This window comes from Streptosporangium sp. NPDC002607, from assembly GCF_053592655.1.
The window spans coordinates 208,769-226,447 of record NZ_JBSFWD010000004.1 but is presented as its reverse complement, the minus strand read 5'-3'; the positions used below and the strand labels follow the sequence as shown (position 1 = coordinate 226,447).

Sequence of the window (17,679 nt, the reverse complement as noted above, 5' to 3'; positions counted from 1 at the left end):
CGGAGGCGGGGGTGAATCGGCTCGGTTGCCAGCGCTGGTTATGCCAGTCCGTTATACATGACAACCGGCGCTACGCGTGATACGTCCGATACGCACAGTGGTCCCTGAAGTTCGGCCCCCGCGAGGGTGGGGCCGGGCCACCACACCCGACTCCCCGAGAGGAAACCGATGCCGCTTTCCGAAAGGCGCGACCAGTACAACCGCACCCCCCGAAGTCACAGCCGCCTCGCCGGAGCTACCAACCCCAGCCCCATCTGGGCTCATACAGGTGCACGATGAGCACCTTCCACGCCCGCGCCGTGGCCTGGCGTATGGCGATCACCCTGGCCATGTTCACACTGGCCGGACTGGCCGCGGCACTGGACCGGCCTCGCATGTGGCCGGTTGTCGTCGCCGCCAGCTTCTGCATCTGGTTTGCCTACTGGCTGCACCACAGTACGGCCACCTTCGCCGATCCCCAGCAGCTACGCGCGCTACAGGCAGCAGCCAAGGCAATACCTCCGGACGCGGTGCTTTGGCATGACGGCATGCTGCTACAGGTGAGCAAACCATCATGGGGGGAGAGGGAGATGACGATCTACCGCACCACCGAGGCGGACAGAGCCGAGGCTCGTGCCGATCTATCGGCCGGAGCGCGGATCACCACGGTGATGTATGAGATGTTCGTCATCCGGGGCCGTTACATGATCACCGGCATACGAGGCGCCCACACTGCCGAATCCGATACGGACGGTTCACTGAAGTTCATTGCTTCACCGAAGACGTCGACCTACAAGCGGATACGGGCATTGCGGGCCGCCGGCCGATCAGGTGCCCTACACGTCACTCCTGAAGAAATCGCTGGCCTGCTACACCAGCTTCAACACGCCGAGCAGCTGTAGGCCGCAAGCCCGAGGACCTGCTGCATGGCGATGAGGTGCCCCGCCCGGTTCGAAAGCCAGACGGGGCGCTTCACGTTCGACCCCTCACAACGAGGAGCGCCCCTGCCCTCTCCGAGGGCAGGGGCAGACAAGTAGTTACTCAGGCTGATAGTCCGGGTTGGCTCGGACCAGCTGCCGTAGGGCGATCTTGCCCAAGGACAGCAGGAGAAGGTTGGCGGGGTCTGTCCAATCACCCCACCCTTCCTGCCGGTACTCGTCTCCCAGTTTCTGGATCTCGGTCGGATCGCACTCCATGAAGTTGGCGACGTGGCGCACCGCTTCCCACAACTCGTGCAGCTTTTCTTCTTGGGCGCCCATGGCGTCTCCCGCTATCTAGATCGGATAGGCGGGTGCACCATGCACCATCCGGTGCGCTTAGCGCAGGCTCCGTTTTTCCACCCCTCGTCCGGGATGCGAACAGGCAGGTCAGCCCATCGGGTACGGGCCGCGCGCGGCCTGGGGTGGGTCGGACTTCACGGCGTTCGGCACGGCGTACACGACGCCCAGCGCGCCGAGCACTGCCAGCGCGATGGTCACCCACTCGCCGTACACGATGACGCCGTCGTCGACGGCGGTGACGAGCGACGCCGTGCCCGCCGCGACACCGCCGACGATGGACTTGGCCATACTTCCGATCTTCATGTTTTGCTCCCTCATCTGAGGTGGGATTTCTGAAACCCGCCCGCGTTCGAGCTGGTCAGACGGTGGCGGCATATTCGCTGGCATGAAATCGGGTTCCTCGTCGCGCTGGGCGACAGCAACCAGGTAGGCGAGGAGCGCACCCTCGATCACGGCGCGGCGGGGCTGCTGACCTCCAGGCGGACGGTGATCCCCTCGATCGCCGCCTCGATCCGCGCCATCAGGGCGTCCACGTCGATCTCGTCATCGCGGGCCGCCAGCGCCACGGCCAGCTCACGGATGGTCGCGGACTGCGCGTCGAGCCGGGCGAGGATCTCCCGGTTCCGGGCGTAGCCGTCTTTGCCGTAGGCCCAGATCTGCCGGAACGCGCTCTTGGGGTCGATCTTCTGCCCCGGCTCCAGGATCTTCTCCTTGGCCGCCCAGACGTCCTCGGTGACGGTGTGGGTGAACCGCTCGAACACGGCGTCGGCGATCTCTTTCGCGGTCGGCATGTCTTCTCCGCTCATGAGCCGGGCGACCTCGGCCCGGAAGGTGGTCATGTTGATCGAGTGCGGGTCGGGCTTGGAGGCGTTGACCTCCTTGTGGCCCTTCACCACCGAGGCCGACAGGCCGAACTCCTTGCAGAGCTCGGCGCACAGCTTCCGGTAGGAGTCGAGCTGGACGGCCGGCCATGGCGTCTTGCCGTCGTTCTCGGCCTCGATGCCGATCGAGTGCCCGTTGGTGTGGCCCAGCGATGTGCTGGGCGCGTTGTGCCAGCACCGCCCGGCGGCGACGACGTAGATCCTGCCGTCGCGCCGTAGCCAGATCTGCGACAGTGGCCCGGCCAGTCCCGGCCGCCCGTCGCGGACCACATGCATGTCGCCCCACCCCGCGGTGTGGTGACACACAACGCCGTCGACCTCCGGTTGGGGGCCGTGGCCGCGGGTGCGCCACCCGAGGACCTCGGTGACCGGGTAGCCGGTCCGTCGAGCGACGTCGGCGAGCTGAGTGAGGTACGGCATCAGTCCTCCAGGTTCTCCAGGTTCACGGTCTTCATGGGCTGTCGTCCTCACTGCTCGTCACGGGCACCAGCCCGGCGTCCCTGACCTGCCGGGTCAGCCGCGCGACCTGCCGTTGCAATGCGTTGATTTGCGCGGCCTGCCGATCGATCTCGGCTTGCATCCGCGTCAGAGTGGCCTCGTAGAAGGCCTTCGCACGGTCGTAGGCGCCGGCCTCGATCTGTCGGAGCGCGGTGCGCTCGTCGGCCTCGGTTTTCGTCTGGCTGGTGCGGGCCGTGGTCCGGGCGGTGTAGATGGCCGCGACGATGCTCGCGATCGCGCCGATCGCGGCCACGAGGACGGAGGTCGGATCCATTACGGCCGCCGCGGTGGTTCAGGCCAGGAAGAGATCACGGCGACGAATCCCGCGAAGCTCAACCAGATGACCGCAGAGACGTAGCCGCGAGGAATCTCGCCGAGCAGGAATCCTGTGAGGTAGAGGCAGCCCCAGCCGACTTTCAGCCAAGACGCGGCGATGAACGCGGGGCGGTCCTCGGTCATGACCGTCTGGACGAGGCAGAGCAGGCCCACCATGGCCCACAGAGCCGCCCACGCCCGCAGCGGCAGGATGGTGGCCAGGAACGCGTACGACGGCAGAGCGCGCGTCTCAGCGGGTGCGCTGGCGAGGCTGACGGCGAACACGAGGTCGACCAGCGCGAAGAAGCACAGCGCCGCCCCTCGATGCCCGATCCGGTGCCGTAGACCCTGCCACCACGTGAGCGCTCTATTCATGGCATCGGGATGACGATGATGTCGCGCGAGGCGATGTCAGCCGTGTCGGGGTCGGTGCCAGCGCTGGTGAGGTGCTGGGTGCGGATGTAGTACAGGACGCCCGGGGACAGCCCATCGAGCAGGCTCACCCGGCTGCCGTACTGGAACTCCGTGTTCTCGGCCGCAGACCCATAGCCGCGGACGGTCACGGACGGGGCCAGGACCTCCGTTCCCGCGCTGCTGTCTCGGAACAGTTGAGGGGCCAGGAAGACCCTGTCTCGAGCGCTGGCGCCGTTGTCTCGGAATCCGCCGCCGATCGTCAGCCGGACCCGGCCGGACGGCGGGGCGACGAAGTACACGCCGACCTCTGGCGACCCGGTCTCGTACGCGGTGCTCACCAGATTGGCCAGGATGGTGTCCTCGTGGAAGAACGCCGTCTGGCCGCTCGGCCGCAAGGTGTTGTCTGCCGCGGTCATGGGATCGGCACCACCGTGATGTCTCGGCACGCGATGTCAGCCGTAGTCGTCCCAGCGTCGGGCACCTGCACCACGTACTTGACGACCGCGTAGTACACCACCCCCGGCGTCAGGCCCTCCAGCACGGACTCGCGGGAGCCGTAGGTGTGCCCGGATGAGCAGTTGTCGGATCCCCACCCCCGGCTGGTGACTCCGGGCACCAGGACCACCGCGCCGCTCGAGGTTCCGACCCGGACCTCCGGGGACAGGGAGATCCTGTCGGCGCCTGCGGAGTTGCCCATCCCTCCGCCGACGATGATCAGCACCCGGCCCGACGTCGGCGCGACGAACGTCAGCTCGACCGCAGGTGACCCGGCGATGTAGCTGGTGTTGGCCGGGTTCGCGATGGCGGTGATGTCCTGGCTCCACTTCGGCGGAGGGAAGTCCAGGGCCTTCACGGTCTGGCCGGCGTAGTTGCCTCCGAGCGGGGTCGGGCAGACGGTGAGATCGCGCTGCTGCAGGTCCGCCGTCGACCCGCCGGACACCTTGTGCATGGTCTGCACGTAGTAGGTGGTGCCGCCGGTAAGGCCGGTCAGCAGCGTCGTCCGGGACCGGTAGATGAACGAGGTGATCTCACCGGGGGTGCCGACGCCTCGGGTGGTGACGTCCGCGGACAGCACCACGCTGCCGCCGGAGCTGCCGACGCGAACCTCCGGCGCGAGGTGCACACGGTTGATGCCGCCGTTATCTCGCGCGGACAGGCCCACAGACAGCAGCACCGCGCCAGACGTGGGCGCGACGAACGTCGCGGACACGACCGGGGATCCGACGATGAACGACGTGCTGCTGATGTCGTTGATCGCTGTGCTGTCGGACGCGGTCACCGCCCGCGGGAAGTCGTTCGGCCGGATCTTGGCGCCGATGAGGGTGTCCGGCATGGGTCTCCTCCCTTCAGAGTGCGTAGATGGCTGGGCGAAACAGCTGGACGGCGGCGCCGGTGGAGTGGGTTTTGACGACACCGTTGACGCTGCGCACGACAGTGAGGGTCTGCGGGCTGGAGCTGCCGGAGATCGCGGTGACCGTCATGCGCTCGCCGCCGATCATCACGTCGAACGGGAACTCTGCGCCTGAGGTAGTCCAGAGCGGGCCCACGGTCGTGGCCACGTCCGCGCCGGTCTCCGTCGTCGTCAGGTCTTCTGCCAGCGTGCTGGAGTGCGGCCCATAGCGGTCGGAGTCGTAGGCGGCGACCTGGTAGGGCGACTCCGGCGAGCAGTTGATGACCAGGGTGTGCTCGTAGTTGCCGAGCTCCTCGGCGTAGCCCTGGGCAAGCTGGCTGATGTCCTCCGGCGGGAGCCAGGAAGGCGGGTTGGCGATGGTGAGGCGGTCGCCCACCTCCAGCTCGTGAGCATCCTCCGTCTGCGTGGCATCTCCGGCGAACGAGGGGTGGGCGAGGTTGATGCTGATGGTCGGATACCGCGCCTCGTCCACCGTCCCCAGGTGCAGCCGCCACCCCGCCTGGTCGAACAGGTCGAGGTCGTACTCGACGTTGACGGTGACCTCGGCGTCGTAGCGGCCCACCCCGGCCGGCGGGACGAGTACGGACAGAGGGCCGGTCTCCAGCACCGTCCGCGCCGAGCTCCCGCCCTCGCGGGTCACGGTGACGTCGTTGCGGACATTTTGATCGTCGTCGACCGGGGACGGCGCCTCGGCCAGCTCGTGCGCCTCGTAGTCCAGCGCCAGCGCGGGCACCTGGTTGTAGAGGCTGGCGCGGGTGCGGTAACCCAACCCGAGCATGTCCCTCGGCTCGAACAGCACCCCATCGTCAGCGGCGGCGGCCTCCCGAATCAGAGTGATCAACGGGTTTGGTCGCTGCACCCCCATCCGCGTGGAGTCGTCCAGATCGCCGATCGGCCGGAACGCGATGCCCTCCTCACGGCAGAGCCGCTGCACCCGCCGCCCGGCCCTCTCCCCAGCCCACGCCTCCAGCTGCGGGCCGAGGTCAAACAGGGTGGTCACCGCGTTCTGCAGGGACACGTGGCCGATCGCGACGTCCGCGATCCCGCCGGCGGGGGAAACCGTGATGGTCCCGGTCCTTCCCACGGTGTTGGCGGCCAGCGTCCCGGAGGTACTCAGTCCGGACACTGCACCCGGCTCCAGCGTCAAGAGGTTCCAGTCGATGTTGGCGCCGTTCTGAGTCAGCTCCACGCTGACCAGGAGGAGTTCGCCGTTCACGCCGAAGGAGATCGCGCCGGAGGTGAACAGGGAGCCGCCGACCCCGTCGAACGCACGCAGGCCAAGGGTTCCGCCTGTCCCGTAGAACACCTCCCACCGGCGCACTGTGCCGGTGCCGTAGAACATCACCACGACCTGGCCGTCCTCCGCCCCGCCGGCGGGCACGGCCATGAGGAACCGGATCTGGGTCAGGCCGGTGTCGGTGTACTGCGGGACCGGGCCCCGAAGCTCCGCGCCGTTGAGGGTCACGATCGGGTGGCTCGCGACGAAGGCGTCGAAGGAGGCGAACTCCGGGCTGCCGGTGATGGACATGGCGCCGTGGTTCAGCGCAGGGGCCATGCTGGTGGAGCCCTCCGCATCCTCGAACGGCCAGTACGCCACCAGCCCCGCCGTGTCGAAGATCCGACCCCGGTAGAGCGCGGACCCCAGGATCGACGAGCCCTGTGTCAGTCGGCGCAGTACCCCGGACGCCTCGACCGGCACGTACACGTCCCGCCCGGTCAGGTCCCACCGCGGCGGCCAGCTGCTGACCTCGCCGTGGAACCGGTAGTGCCGGTTGCTGATCTCGGCGCCTCCGGCGATTGTCCAGGTGTTCGGCGAGCTCGCCGTGTCCGCGACCGAGCTCGCGCCCGCCGTCTGGATCGTGAAGTCGGGGTTCGCGACCACCGTGCCGCCGATGCCATTGCGCAGCTGGAAGGCGTAGCATCTGCCGATCGTGCCGCCCCCGGGCAGGTCCGTGATGTCCCCGACCTCCATCACGGCCGTGGAGTTGAAAATGCTGGTGGTGCCTGCGGTGACCACCGCATCGCCGAGCTGAGTCCAGGAGCCGGAGATGTCGGGCGCGGTGTAGAACGTGACCGTGTTCCCCGCGGCGCCGTTGTTGACGTCCAGCGTGACCCGTAGCGCCAGGCGGCCGGAGGCGGGCACCGGTATTAGCGCGGTGGCGGTCTTGGTGATGGTCGCTGTGCCGTTCGCCGACCAGACCAGCGTTAGCAGCCCGCCTTCCATGTAGAACGCCCACGACCGCTGATTACCGGTGACCTTGAACTTCGCGGCGAGGTCCGCGATGTCTCGCCAGTCGTCGAGCCGGACGTCGATGCGGATGTCGATGTCCCCGGTGACGCTGGTGGCCACTGAGTCGGGGCAGGTGGCCTCATCACCATCCCCGCCGGGCAGGGCAAGGTAGGTGGGCCCTCGCTCCACAGCGATCCGTATCGGGGTGTTGCGGGCCAGCTGCCCGTAGTAGGGCCCGGTCGGATTCCTCGGCGAGTAGCGGCCGTCCCTGTTGTTCAGGGTCAGGGTCGCGGTCGAGCGGTCGACCTGGGCGGCCTCATCTGCCCGGCCGCGCGAGATGTTCGCCATGTCGCGCCGGTACACATGACCCAGCGCCGTGAGGTCCACCCACGTGCCCCCCACGTACAGCTCGACCACCAGCGGCAGCACGGTCTCCGGAAACGCCATCATGACCTCCCCAACACCAGCTGGACGTCGCCACCGCGGACCCGGACCGCGCGTCGCAGGATCTCCACCAGCAGGTCATCCAGACGGGTGCCACCCGAGCGGATCTCCAGCACCACCCGGCCGCCGCTCCCGCCGCCGCCGGCGAGCATCGCCGCGGACTGCCCGGCCGAGGTCACCTGGGAGCCGAAGGGCAACCGCACCAGTTCGGGCCCCTGCTCGCCGAGCAGGGTCAGGCCGCCGGCGATCCCGCCGGACGCCCGAGGTTGGGCCGCCTCCAGCTTCTTGTTGTAGGCCTCGGCTTTCTTGTTGTAGGCGAGGTCCTTCCTTTCCGTCTCCAGGACGGTCTTGACCTTCTTCGGGATCAGCCCGTACCGATCAGCCAGCGCTTTGGCCTGCTTGCTGGTGAGACCCATGGCCCGCGCCATCTTGATGAACTCCGCGCGCTGCTCGGCCATCTTCTTCACGATCGAGGACACCGGCTTGCCCAGCTCCCGCATCGCGACCACCACGTCCTGGGCGCCCTCGGCCAGGGCCAGGAGGGCGCCGCGGTTCTCCCGCCCGGCCGCCGTGGTCATGGACAAGGTCCGCTTGTTGTCCTTCAGGCTCTTGCGGGCGGCATCCCACGCGGCCTCGTAGGCGGTCAGGGCACGTTCCTGGCCGAAGATGCCGGACGTGAGCTTGTCCATGCCGTCTCGCAGGGTCACGATCTCCCGCAGGGCCTTCGTGAGGTCCTTGAGCGGCTCGACAACCTCCCGCAGACCGCCACCACCACCGGCCTGGCGGAACGCCATCGACGTGGAGTTGAACCCGCTGCCGCCGCCCTGGTTGGACAACATGGCGCGGGTCGTGCCCGCCGGGATGACGTTGGATCCGAACGGCAGCCGCACCAGCTCCGGGCCCTGCTCGCCGACGAGGGCTGTGGACCCGCCCGCGCCGGACACTCCGCCGGAGGCGAACGCGGAGGCGGCGCCGATGATGCCGCCGTGCGCCCGGTCGTAGGCGCCCCGCGACGGAATGCCGTTGAGGATGGAGCGGCCGGTGCTGCTGTAGGCGACCGTGACGTGCACGACCTTGCCCCGCAAGCTGTTGATCTCCGCCTGGGCGCGGCGCTTCGCAGCCAGCAGCTGGGAGATCTCGGCCTGGAGTTTCGCCCGCCTGGTCTTGGTGAGGTTCGGGTCCTTTAGCTGCTTCTTCGCTTTCGCGACCTTCGCGTCGAGGTCACGGATGTCTCCCTCGAGCTTGACGATCTTGGGGAAGTTCTCGACGTCTTCCCGGAAGGCGCCCACCTCGTTGCGGGTCTGCTGGATCGACGCGGCCATCGCCGCGGCTGCGTCCTGCCACGGGCCCGGGATCTTCGCGGCGGTCTCCATGAGCGCCTGGGCGCCGGCCAGGATCCCGTCGTAGAAGTCCAGCCCGGCGAGCAGGACGGTGCGGAACGCGCCGGTCAGGGTGGACAGGAAGTTGATCACCATGGGGAGGGTGCGCAGCAGGGTCACGAAGACGATCGCGAAGAGATCGCGGTTCTCGGACACCGTGGAGGCCATGTTGATGAAGGCATCCGAGATCTCGGCGAACAGGCCGGGCAGCATCGGGCCGATCTGGTCGAGTATCTGGCCGAAGGTGGTCATGATCGGCGCTACGGCGGGCTTGAGCTGTAGAAACGCCTCACCAAGATCTTTAACGAAGCGCTTCAACGGCCCCTGAGCGATCTTCATTCCTTGGGTGATGACAGGCTCGAACTCCCGTCCCACACTCCGCAGGGTGGAGCGCACCGTGTCCAGCACCGGCAGAAGCGGCTGAGACGCCCGCTTCATCCCATCGACGATGTCCCGGCCTGTCTCCCGCCACTGAGTGCGCAGTTTCTCAGCCTGCTTGTTGGACTCCGCGACCCGCTTCTGCTCGGCCTTGGACCACTCCTTGTTGACCTCCTCGACACGGAACAGCGCCATCGCGCCGGCGCCGACCAGTCCAGCACCGATTCCGCCGATGATGCCGCCACTGATCACCGTGCCCAGCATCGGGCCGAGGGCCGTCCCGATCACCCCCGCCAGGACGGCCGGGACGACCATCGACATGGCGCCCTTCAGCGCGCCCTGTAGCGCCGCCCCCAGGGCGCCCTTCAGCGCGCCCGCACCCGAGGCGATTCCGCCGCCGATGCCAGACACAAGGCGGCGACCCAGGCCCTGGCCGTCGCGCTCGCTGAACATGCCGGTCAGGCGGGCCCGTACCCGGGACGCGGTCTGATCCATGGAGCGGGTGACCGACTCCTGCACACTGCGGAACGCCCTCGACAGGCGGTTGGTATCGCCATCGACATCGGCGATCGCGTCGCGCATCCCCCGGGTGAGGGCGTCACGGATGTGACCGAACGCGGTGGTGCCGACCTTCCCGACATCCCGGTACGTCCGGCCGAGATCGGCGGCGTCGCGCTTCGCCTCCGCGACCGCGGGCTTCGCCTTGTTCTTGCTGGTGATGACGATCTCGACCTCGTTTGCCACCTGTCACACCTCCTCTCCCAGGTCGTCCGGTCCGGCCAGTTCTTCCAGGCGCAGCAGCCGCAGCAGCCCGGCATCCTCGGCCAGCAGCTGGCTCGGCAGGCACCCGAAGCGCTGGCACTGCGCGAGGATCCATCGCGCCTCGATCAGCTCACCGGGCTCGGTGACAGCACCTCCATCGGGAGCGATTCCTCCAGGGACGGCTCGCCATCGGGCGATGGCTGCTCCAAAGGGGCGGCGACCCCGGCGATGTGCTCAGCCCACGTCGAGATGATCTCTCGCACGAACGCGATGTCCTGGCCGATGAACCCCTCGAAGGTGCAAGGCACCGGCTCGTCGGTGTCCTCGTCCTCCAGGTTCCAGTCCACGAGGACCGTCGAGAACTCACGGAACAGCTCCCGCATCTCCTCGATGTCCTTCGCCGTGAATCCCCCCGAGAGGCCGCCTTCAAGTAGCGGCCCGAACTCCAGGAACCGCTCAACGCTGATGGAGCGGGCGCGGACCTCCAGTCCGTCGAACTCGCCGTCGGCCCAGGTGAGCTTGAACGTCTTCTTGCGCTTGTAGCCCACGGTCAGCTCCAGGTGGGGACGGTGCCATCGGCGAGGACGCCAGGCGCCGAGAACGTGAGCGACCCATCGGCGGCCCTGGTCAACGCGTAGTCCGTGAACAGGCACTCGTTCGCGAGCGTCTGACCGGAGATCGTGAGGGTCACGGTGCGCGCCACCGACGTGCTGGGCACTGTCTTCAACACCGCGTGACTGGCACCGGCGGCGTCGTTGAACACCCCGTTCAACGTGATGCTGAAGTCGGCCAGCAGGAGCAGCCGCTCCATGGCCGACTTGTCAACGCCGGTCACATCCTGGACGCCCCTGGGCGAGGCGAATTCAAAGTTGGTGACGTCGTTTTTGATGGCGCACACGGAGCCGCTGGAGTCATCCACGCTCAGCGTGGTCCACCCCATGCCTGCCTCTTTGGCCATGACCTATCCCCTCTCGATCGCTCGGTTCAGCCGGGCCTGATGCTCGGCGAAGTCCTCCACCCAGTCCGCAGGCCGCACGTGCCGGCGGATCAGGCCCAGGCGTTGCCGCCAGTCGCCGCCCTGCACGAGGTAGGTCTCCGGCCGGGTGCGGTGGTCGGCGAAGCACCGCTGATGCGGCTCGAAGCGGAACACGGTCAGCCCGGCCGCGGTGCGCTGCTCGCGATGCGTCCGCCCCGAGGCGTACCGGATGTAGTGCGCCTGCCGCCGGCCGAGCTCGGTGGACTCATCGACGGCGGTCTGCCAGCCATGCCGCCACGCGGCGCAGCCGACCAGCTCGCACGCCGCCCGCACCAGCTGATCCGGCGGGGCGACGATCCGGTACGTCTGCATGGCCCCCACGGGCAGCGCCGGAGCGATGCGGTTGATCGGTCTCATGCGCCCTCACGCTCCTTTCGGCCCTCGACAGCTGGCGGTCGGGGCCCGGTGCGGATCGGCGCCCGGGCGGCGCCCTGCGACGACGGGGACCAAGCCGCATGCTCCAGACGCAGGAACCCGGCCCGGCTCTCGGCCGCCACCAGCGCCTTGGCGCCCGCGATGTAGGGCAGCCCGACCAGATCCCACGCCTCGACCGGGACGGCCACGATGGGGCCGCCGGTCTCCTGGTAGAGGGCGACGGTGCCGGTGGTGCACGGGATCGTGACGGCCATCAGAAGCTCACCGCCGTCTCGTTGCGGCAGACCAGGACGGCGAACTGCGCGTTGCTGAAGGTCCCGGTCGTCACGACCCGCAGGTAGCGCTCGACCGTGAGACCGGCGGCGGTGGCGATGCGCTGGCTGGTGATGCCGGTGGCCGCGGTGAAGCCTCCGCCGACCACGTCGGCCCACGTGTCCGCTCCGCCGTTGTCGCTGGACTCCTGGATTTTGACCGTGGCCGAGGTGCCGGTGAAGGCGAACACGTGAAGGTACGCCTGCAGGCCGTGAGCGGTCGACGCCCCGTGGTCCACCGATGACCCGTTCGCAGCCCCCGTGTCGGTCCGTACGCCTGCGGTGAGCTGCCGCCCCCACTCCAGGCCGTAGCCGTTCGCGAGGGCCTGCACGGCGACCGTGAGGCTCCCGTCCGCACCCCTGGTGGGGTCGTAGTTGATCTGCTTACCGACCAGCGCCGCACCCGCGCCACCGAGCGCCGCCCCTCGGCAGTAGGTGACAACCTGATCAGCCGTCGGCAGCGCGGACAGTCGGGGGTGCGCCTGGCCGACCGCCGGGTTGAAGAATGCGCTGTACTCGATCGCCCCGTCGCGCAGGCCGCCGATCCGCTCGAAGGCCTCCTTGTCGATGCCGGTGACGTCCAGGGCGGCCGGGCCGCCGCCGATCCGGCCGAGGCTGCCGATGTCGCCGGACAGGTTGTAGCCAGCGACGAACAGCCGGTCGCCCATGCCGCTCTGCTTAGCCATCGGTGCTCACCTCCGTGACGGGCACCAGGGGTCCACTCGGATGGCCCTGGTTGCGGTGGGTGGCCAGGTGGCCGAGGTCAGCTCGGCGGTCGTTGAGCAGCGCCTCGTACGCCTGCGTGGCGGCCACGATCCATCCGACAGGGACGTCGGTTATGTACTCGGCATGGATAGCCACGCCGCGTCGGGATGCTGACACGACTGGCCGATGGATCTCGGCGTCTCTCACGCTGTGGTGCCAGCGGACGACGGTGCCGTCCATAACGGTCGGCGTAACGGTGACGACCGGGTCGCCGGTCGCGTCGATGTTCATGGCACCTGCTCCCATACGTCGTTCACGATCACCGGGACGACGAGCGTCATCACCCGCAGCAGCTTGGAGTCGTGCTGGATGTAGCCCGCCTGCGCACTCAGCGACGTTCCGGCCTGGCCGAGCAGGTCCACGTTGCGGACGCTGCCGCCGAGCGTGAAGTCCCCGGAGTAGGCCGACATCAGCGCATCCGTGGCGGCCAGCATGTTCGGGTCGATCGCGTCCGCGGGCTCCTGTTCGGCGCCGGTGTAGATCCGCACGTTGAACACCAGCCGGGCGCTCGTCGAGGCCAGCCCGGACCCGGTCGGCACTGGCGCGATGGAGTCCACCCACACCGCCGCTGTGAGCCCGTTCCCGGGCGCGTTCTTCGGCTCGTGGCTGTTGACTCGCTCGAACAGGCCCAGCGCCAGGGCGTGCGAGGTGATGCCGTCGAGGATGGTCGTGGCGTCGAGGGACATGGTCAGCCGCTACCGCGTGCGAGGTAGCCCTGTACGGGAGGCAGGGACGACACGGTGGCCTCGTCCGGGGTGGTGACGGGCTCCCCGGTCTCCGGGTCAAGCACCCACTCGTCGTTCTCGTCGAGGGTGATCACGTGCAGGACGCGCCGCACGGGCACCTCGTTGAAGACCTCCAGCACGCGCCCGGTGGACAGGGGGATGGATTCCGCCGTGCACCACGACAGCAGCGCCATGTACGGCGGGGATGTCATGTGCTCCGGCTTGGTCCGGATCTCCACGGTCAGGTACGGCACAGGTCCTCCAGGTGTGGTCATTGCATGCGCCCCAGGTACCGCTTCAGGGTTCCCTGGGCGATGGCGGGCCCCTTCTTGATCAGGTGCTGGGCGACGCGGCGGAACGTGAAGTAGCCCGTGAACCGCGTGACGGGCGCGTTCCTGCTGCCGGTGCCCTCCAGCCAGTGCCCATAGATCACCCGGTCGTCGTACAGCACCCGAGCGGATCCGATCGCCCGGTTCCGGATGCGGCTCTGGTAGTAGCCCGTCGGGTTGCGCAACACCCGATGCAGCGTGAAGTGGATGTCGCGAAATCCCTGCTCGGCGACGTCGTCGACGACGGCCTCGGCGAAGTCGTCGAGCGCCGCCGCAGCGCGGCCGTCGAAGAGCGGTCCCTCGATCTCGACGGTCCCGTGGACCTCCAGCACGTCACACCCCCCGGATCCGGGCCTTGCGGCCGTAGGCGGTGGTGGCGTCGTCCCAGAGCTGGCGGAGCCCACGGCCGGACGCCTCACGCTGGTTCTCACCGGCCCCGGCGACCCGCGCGTACCCGGCCTGCTCCTGCAGCAGCTGCGTCAGCGCCAGGGCGATGGCGAGGTCGCGTACGAGGCCGGGCACCAGGTGCCGGGTGATGGCCGCCGCGCTCTCATGGGTCGCGGCGGTGGTGCCGAGGGCGCCCCGCTCCACGGTGAGGGTGCGGGCGGCGTAGATGTCGGCGCCGGCGGTGTGCGCGGCCAGCACGCTGCCGTCCCAGGCGCGCTTGACGATCAGGTTGTTGCCCGCGATGTCGACGATGAGCATCCGCTCGGCGTCCACCAGGAGCACCTCGTCCACGGCGTACGCCGAGCCGGTGGTGACGGCCACCATCACCGCCGCGGCGGACGCGCCCAGGTTCGCCCCGAGGTTCTGACCGGTGTCGAGCAGGCCCCGCCCGGTGACGATCATCCGCTCCGAGCTCACCCGGATGATGTCGCCCACCCCGACCGCAGCGGAGTCCGTGACGTCGACTGTGGTCTCGGACGCGTCGAGCGCCTCGGCCAGCGCCCCGGCCGGCCCGCTGTCGTCGGAGTAGAAGATGCCGGTGATGGCGATGTTCCGCTGGTGGCTGGAGCCGCCGCCGAACGCCGCCGTGCTGGCCAGGTTGAGCTCGACGTGGGTGTACGGCGGCCCGGCGTCCGGCCGAAGCAGATAGTCCCCGGGAGCGATGGCCGTGCCGCCCGCGAACAGCTCGCTGACGGAAACGACCTCGTGCTGGTCGAGCCACAGCCGCCACGGCCGCGCCCCCTGCGCGTTCGGCCAGTCGAAGGTCCGGGTGCCGGTCCACGGGTAGAAGCGGCGGTGCAGGCGGCCCTCGATCGCGTCGGTGGCAGCCTCGATCGCCCGGTCCACCTGGCGGTTGGTGCGCGCGGTCTCCGCGACGTCCAGGGCCCGCTTGACGTCCTCGCGAGTGCAATACCAGATGCTCATCGTCACGTCCTCACTCAGTCGCGCGGGTACTGCCATCCGTCGAAGCTGCAGTGCAAGACCCCGCCGGGCCCCGACCGGAGCGGTTCGCCGTCGTTCGGACACGCCGTCGGCGGGCGCTCCCGTTCGGCCTGCCGGTCGGCCGTCGCCTCCCGGGCGATGTCGAGCAGCGTCCGCCACCCACCGGGGGTACTGACGGTGGGCGTCCTGGTGACAGTCGCCTCAGCGAGCACCTCGACCGCCGCCGTGAGGCTCGCTGAGCGCCCAGCCACGGCCTCCACGCTCAGCGCGGCGCTGGCGGTCGCCGAGGCGGCGCCGACAGCCGTATTCACCCCGGCCGCTGATAGGGCCGCGATGAGAGTCTGCGTCACCTCACCCTCGACCTGGGCGCCGCCCGGCAGCGTGCTGGCCGAGGATCCAGGCGCACCATCCCAGGTCGCGCCGGGGCTGTCGCCGTCGAAGTAGTCCTCAACCTGGCTGGCCTGCTCGATCAGCAGCATGGTGCAGTCCACCGTGTTGATCGAGTAGTTGATGCCGTCCAAGATCAGACGTACGCTCGCGGCTCCCACAGGGGCAATCCCGGTAATCGACGCACGCGACACCACGTTCAACGTGACCGTGTAGCTGGAGCTCGGGTACCCGATCGGACTGCCGCCCGCGTTCAACCACTCGAAGTAGATCGTGCCGCCACCGGAGAAGTTGCTCGGCCGCAGGTAGACGCTGACCGTGTACTCCAGTCCCGCCGTGACCTGCCCGCCGGGGGTGCGGATGAACGTGCCGGAGGTATAGCGGGCAGCGAAGGGCCGATCGAACCCCGAGACAGCGGTACGAGTGGGAGCGGCCTCACCCGCCCAGCCCGTGTCATCGTTCGTCAAGCACGGGTTGATGCACGCGTTGTGGCGGTCGGCCACGTCCCCTCCTCTCTTGGTGCGGTCGTCCGGCTGGTCAGGCGGCGATGGGGGTGTACGCCAGGGTCAGTGTGGTGAGAGTGAGCGTGTCGCCCGAGGTGACGTCCTTCGGCGCGGTCAGCGCCGCGGACTCCAGGAAGTTGCCGCCACTCGCGGCGTCCCACAGGCTGATGTGGCTGATCGTCTCTGTCGCGGTCATCGAGTAGCCGGCCAGCGACGACAAGGCCATCGCCCCGGCCGACGGCGCGGCGAACGTCACCTGGTTGCGGGTCGTCACCGCGCTGGCGTTGGCTGTGCCCGCCGCCCCGGGATCACCGGTGTGGAGCTTGACGAACACGCCCGACGGCGCGGTGTAGTTCGTCCCCCGGAACAGGTTCAGCAGCCCGTGCGCGTGGGCCGAGGCCAGCCCGGCGGTCACGAGCTCGCCCCTCGGGTCACCTCAGCCTCGGCGGTGACCTCCAGCGAGGAATCCGCTCCTCCCCCCGCCTTCCTGCTGCGCCGCCTCGCCGCTGGGCGGACGGCCTGCTCGTCGGGCTCGTCCGCCGGGGGCAGCGCCTCGCCGGAGCCATCCCCGGTGAGCTCGTGCTCGGTGCCGTCCGCAGGCGCCTCGACCGGCTCGGTGGGCACGCCGGTGCCCGGATGCTCCCGCTCGGCGGCATTGGTAGGCCCGCCATGGCGGGTGATCTTCGGCATGTTCTCCTCCTCATACGCGTCCTGGGCCGCGTCGCGCCAGGACGCCAGCGCGGGCATGGCCAGCCCGCACCCCACGCACAGCAGCAGGTGGGGCATCTCCACCACGCCCAAGGCGACCTGGCGCAGGTACACCCGCCGGACGTTTGCGAACGCCCGGCAGGTCTCGTTGCCGCACGCGACGTCGAGGAAGGGGCACACCGACCCGCCGCACGCCTCGCTGCGCCCAGCCGCCACGTCAGGCCGCCACCACAGTCGCGCCGTTGTCCAGCGGGATGTAGGTGAGCGACCACTCGACCTGGCCGGTGTTGCTGGCCGCGGCGTTCAAGCCGATGGCGCCAGCTGCGACCACGATCGGGTTGCGCAGGTTCGAGACGCCGCCGCCGGTGGACTTCACCATCGCGTCAGCCGCCAGGCCGGTGATGCCCAGCAGACCGCCGACGGCCAGGCCGTTGCTTTCGACGGTGGCCGACAAGTCGTTGACCGCCCCGGACCCAGAAGGCGTGGCCACGAGCTTGATGGCGTTGGCCTGGGCCTGGATGCCGGTGGTGACCCTGCCGACGATGCTGGTGACGAGCACCCGGCCGCCGGTCACGGTGAACAGCGCCCCGGTCGCGGTCTGTGGCAGGTTCGCCGCGGCCCGGTCGACCTTCGTGCCGAGCATGACCGCGCGCAGCTGGTCGCCCTGAATCATGGTCGACATGGGTCAGACTCCCATCGCGGGCAGGTTCGCCGGCGTCCGCTGCGTCATCAGGTCCCGCGTCACCGCGTTGACCGTGCCGTTGCCGGTCGAGGTGAGCTTGACGAACTTGTAGGTGTCGGACAGGGACGTGGCCGCCACCTCGCAGACCATCGCGTTCTGCGTGGCGGCCGCCGCGGTGGTGACCGTCGCCGCCGCGGCCTGGGTGCGCCGCGTCCAGGCGTCCGAGCCGTTGCCGGTGTTGGTGAAGTACTCGGTCAGGATGGCGAGGTTCTGCGCCCCGGTACCTGCGGCGTCCTTGGCCTCCTGCAGCGTGTAGGTGTCACCAGCGGCGCCCGCGAGGTAGCACAGGAAGGCGATCCCGCCCGCGTCCTTGAGGTTGATCCACACCCCGTCAGCAGCCGGGCTGCTGTTGAACAGCCTGCCGAGCGATTTCTGAGCCATCACGGCTCCTTTCGTCTGTGGTGCCTGTCGGGGCGACACTGCCGACCCGGATGGTGG

General features: G+C 69.0%; 25 protein-coding genes. 1 reads left to right on the top strand and 24 read right to left on the bottom strand.

From position 1 onward, the window contains the following. Positions 1 to 275: 275 nt before the first annotated feature. On the top strand, positions 276 to 881 hold the full coding sequence (locus ACWD3H_RS06675) for a hypothetical protein (protein WP_451954299.1): 606 nt from the start codon (positions 276 to 278) through the stop codon (positions 879 to 881). A gap of 135 nt (positions 882 to 1,016) precedes the next feature. On the opposite strand, the gene ACWD3H_RS06670 is transcribed toward ACWD3H_RS06675, so the two are convergent. From ACWD3H_RS06670 to ACWD3H_RS06555, 24 genes are all read right to left on the bottom strand, one after another. Then, positions 1,017 to 1,238 (bottom strand): hypothetical protein, encoded by a 222-nt coding sequence (locus tag ACWD3H_RS06670; protein ID WP_451954298.1) that lies wholly within the window; start codon positions 1,236 to 1,238, stop codon positions 1,017 to 1,019. Positions 1,239 to 1,346: 108 nt separating this feature from the next. Next, entirely contained in the window at positions 1,347 to 1,562 is a 216-nt protein-coding gene (locus ACWD3H_RS06665; RefSeq protein ID WP_451954297.1) for a hypothetical protein, read from the bottom strand. Between the two features lie 146 nt (positions 1,563 to 1,708). Further along, on the bottom strand, positions 1,709 to 2,560 hold the full coding sequence (locus tag ACWD3H_RS06660) for a peptidoglycan recognition protein family protein (RefSeq protein WP_451954296.1): 852 nt from the start codon (positions 2,558 to 2,560) through the stop codon (positions 1,709 to 1,711). A 31-nt stretch (positions 2,561 to 2,591) separates the two neighbouring features. Further along, positions 2,592 to 2,912: a hypothetical protein gene (locus tag ACWD3H_RS06655; RefSeq protein ID WP_451954295.1), complete on the bottom strand. Its 321-nt coding sequence runs from the start codon at positions 2,910 to 2,912 to the stop codon at positions 2,592 to 2,594. After that, on the bottom strand, positions 2,912 to 3,328 hold the full coding sequence (locus tag ACWD3H_RS06650) for a hypothetical protein (RefSeq protein ID WP_451954294.1): 417 nt from the start codon (positions 3,326 to 3,328) through the stop codon (positions 2,912 to 2,914). The genes ACWD3H_RS06655 and ACWD3H_RS06650 overlap by 1 nt, the downstream gene beginning before the upstream one ends. Further along, positions 3,325 to 3,783 (bottom strand): hypothetical protein, encoded by a 459-nt coding sequence (locus ACWD3H_RS06645; protein WP_451954293.1) that lies wholly within the window; start codon positions 3,781 to 3,783, stop codon positions 3,325 to 3,327. Before ACWD3H_RS06645 ends, ACWD3H_RS06650 begins: the two co-directional genes overlap by 4 nt. Continuing rightward, positions 3,780 to 4,700, bottom strand: coding sequence for a hypothetical protein (locus tag ACWD3H_RS06640; RefSeq protein WP_451954292.1), 921 nt, complete (start codon positions 4,698 to 4,700; stop codon positions 3,780 to 3,782). The genes ACWD3H_RS06645 and ACWD3H_RS06640 overlap by 4 nt, the downstream gene beginning before the upstream one ends. 13 nt (positions 4,701 to 4,713) lie before the next feature. Then, a complete protein-coding gene (locus tag ACWD3H_RS06635) occupies positions 4,714 to 7,458 on the bottom strand; it encodes a hypothetical protein (protein WP_451954291.1) in 2,745 nt (914 codons plus the stop codon). After that, positions 7,455 to 9,953 carry a hypothetical protein gene (locus ACWD3H_RS06630; protein WP_451954290.1) on the bottom strand — a complete coding sequence of 833 codons (2,499 nt, stop codon included), beginning with the start codon at positions 9,951 to 9,953 and terminating at the stop codon, positions 7,455 to 7,457. Before ACWD3H_RS06630 ends, ACWD3H_RS06635 begins: the two co-directional genes overlap by 4 nt. Before the next feature lie 143 nt (positions 9,954 to 10,096). Next, complete coding sequence (locus tag ACWD3H_RS06625; protein ID WP_451954289.1) at positions 10,097 to 10,519, bottom strand: hypothetical protein; 423 nt, start codon at positions 10,517 to 10,519, stop codon at positions 10,097 to 10,099. Between the two features lie 2 nt (positions 10,520 to 10,521). Further along, positions 10,522 to 10,929, bottom strand: coding sequence for a hypothetical protein (locus ACWD3H_RS06620; RefSeq protein ID WP_451954288.1), 408 nt, complete (start codon positions 10,927 to 10,929; stop codon positions 10,522 to 10,524). A gap of 3 nt (positions 10,930 to 10,932) precedes the next feature. Further along, complete coding sequence (locus ACWD3H_RS06615; protein WP_451954287.1) at positions 10,933 to 11,364, bottom strand: hypothetical protein; 432 nt, start codon at positions 11,362 to 11,364, stop codon at positions 10,933 to 10,935. Next, positions 11,361 to 11,636, bottom strand: a complete 276-nt coding sequence (locus tag ACWD3H_RS06610) for a hypothetical protein (protein ID WP_451954286.1) — start codon at positions 11,634 to 11,636, stop codon at positions 11,361 to 11,363. Before ACWD3H_RS06610 ends, ACWD3H_RS06615 begins: the two co-directional genes overlap by 4 nt. Then, positions 11,636 to 12,379: a hypothetical protein gene (locus tag ACWD3H_RS06605; RefSeq protein WP_451954285.1), complete on the bottom strand. Its 744-nt coding sequence runs from the start codon at positions 12,377 to 12,379 to the stop codon at positions 11,636 to 11,638. The genes ACWD3H_RS06610 and ACWD3H_RS06605 overlap by 1 nt, the downstream gene beginning before the upstream one ends. Beyond that, entirely contained in the window at positions 12,372 to 12,689 is a 318-nt protein-coding gene (locus tag ACWD3H_RS06600) for a hypothetical protein (RefSeq protein WP_451954284.1), read from the bottom strand. Before ACWD3H_RS06600 ends, ACWD3H_RS06605 begins: the two co-directional genes overlap by 8 nt. Then, positions 12,686 to 13,144, bottom strand: a complete 459-nt coding sequence (locus tag ACWD3H_RS06595; RefSeq protein ID WP_451954283.1) for a hypothetical protein — start codon at positions 13,142 to 13,144, stop codon at positions 12,686 to 12,688. Before ACWD3H_RS06595 ends, ACWD3H_RS06600 begins: the two co-directional genes overlap by 4 nt. Before the next feature lie 2 nt (positions 13,145 to 13,146). Then, positions 13,147 to 13,437 carry a hypothetical protein gene (locus ACWD3H_RS06590; protein WP_451954282.1) on the bottom strand — a complete coding sequence of 97 codons (291 nt, stop codon included), beginning with the start codon at positions 13,435 to 13,437 and terminating at the stop codon, positions 13,147 to 13,149. Between the two features lie 17 nt (positions 13,438 to 13,454). After that, positions 13,455 to 13,844, bottom strand: coding sequence for a hypothetical protein (locus ACWD3H_RS06585; RefSeq protein ID WP_451954281.1), 390 nt, complete (start codon positions 13,842 to 13,844; stop codon positions 13,455 to 13,457). 1 nt (position 13,845) lies between these two features. Beyond that, positions 13,846 to 14,883, bottom strand: coding sequence for a hypothetical protein (locus ACWD3H_RS06580; protein ID WP_451954280.1), 1,038 nt, complete (start codon positions 14,881 to 14,883; stop codon positions 13,846 to 13,848). 14 nt (positions 14,884 to 14,897) lie between these two features. Next, positions 14,898 to 15,755 carry a hypothetical protein gene (locus ACWD3H_RS06575; RefSeq protein ID WP_451954279.1) on the bottom strand — a complete coding sequence of 286 codons (858 nt, stop codon included), beginning with the start codon at positions 15,753 to 15,755 and terminating at the stop codon, positions 14,898 to 14,900. 70 nt (positions 15,756 to 15,825) lie between these two features. Next, a complete protein-coding gene (locus tag ACWD3H_RS06570) occupies positions 15,826 to 16,206 on the bottom strand; it encodes a phage tail fiber protein (RefSeq protein ID WP_451954278.1) in 381 nt (126 codons plus the stop codon). After that, positions 16,203 to 16,715: a hypothetical protein gene (locus ACWD3H_RS06565; RefSeq protein ID WP_451954277.1), complete on the bottom strand. Its 513-nt coding sequence runs from the start codon at positions 16,713 to 16,715 to the stop codon at positions 16,203 to 16,205. Before ACWD3H_RS06565 ends, ACWD3H_RS06570 begins: the two co-directional genes overlap by 4 nt. 1 nt (position 16,716) lies before the next feature. Further along, a complete protein-coding gene (locus ACWD3H_RS06560; protein WP_451954276.1) occupies positions 16,717 to 17,181 on the bottom strand; it encodes a hypothetical protein in 465 nt (154 codons plus the stop codon). A gap of 3 nt (positions 17,182 to 17,184) precedes the next feature. Then, a complete protein-coding gene (locus tag ACWD3H_RS06555; RefSeq protein WP_451954275.1) occupies positions 17,185 to 17,622 on the bottom strand; it encodes a hypothetical protein in 438 nt (145 codons plus the stop codon). Positions 17,623 to 17,679 lie beyond the last annotated feature (57 nt).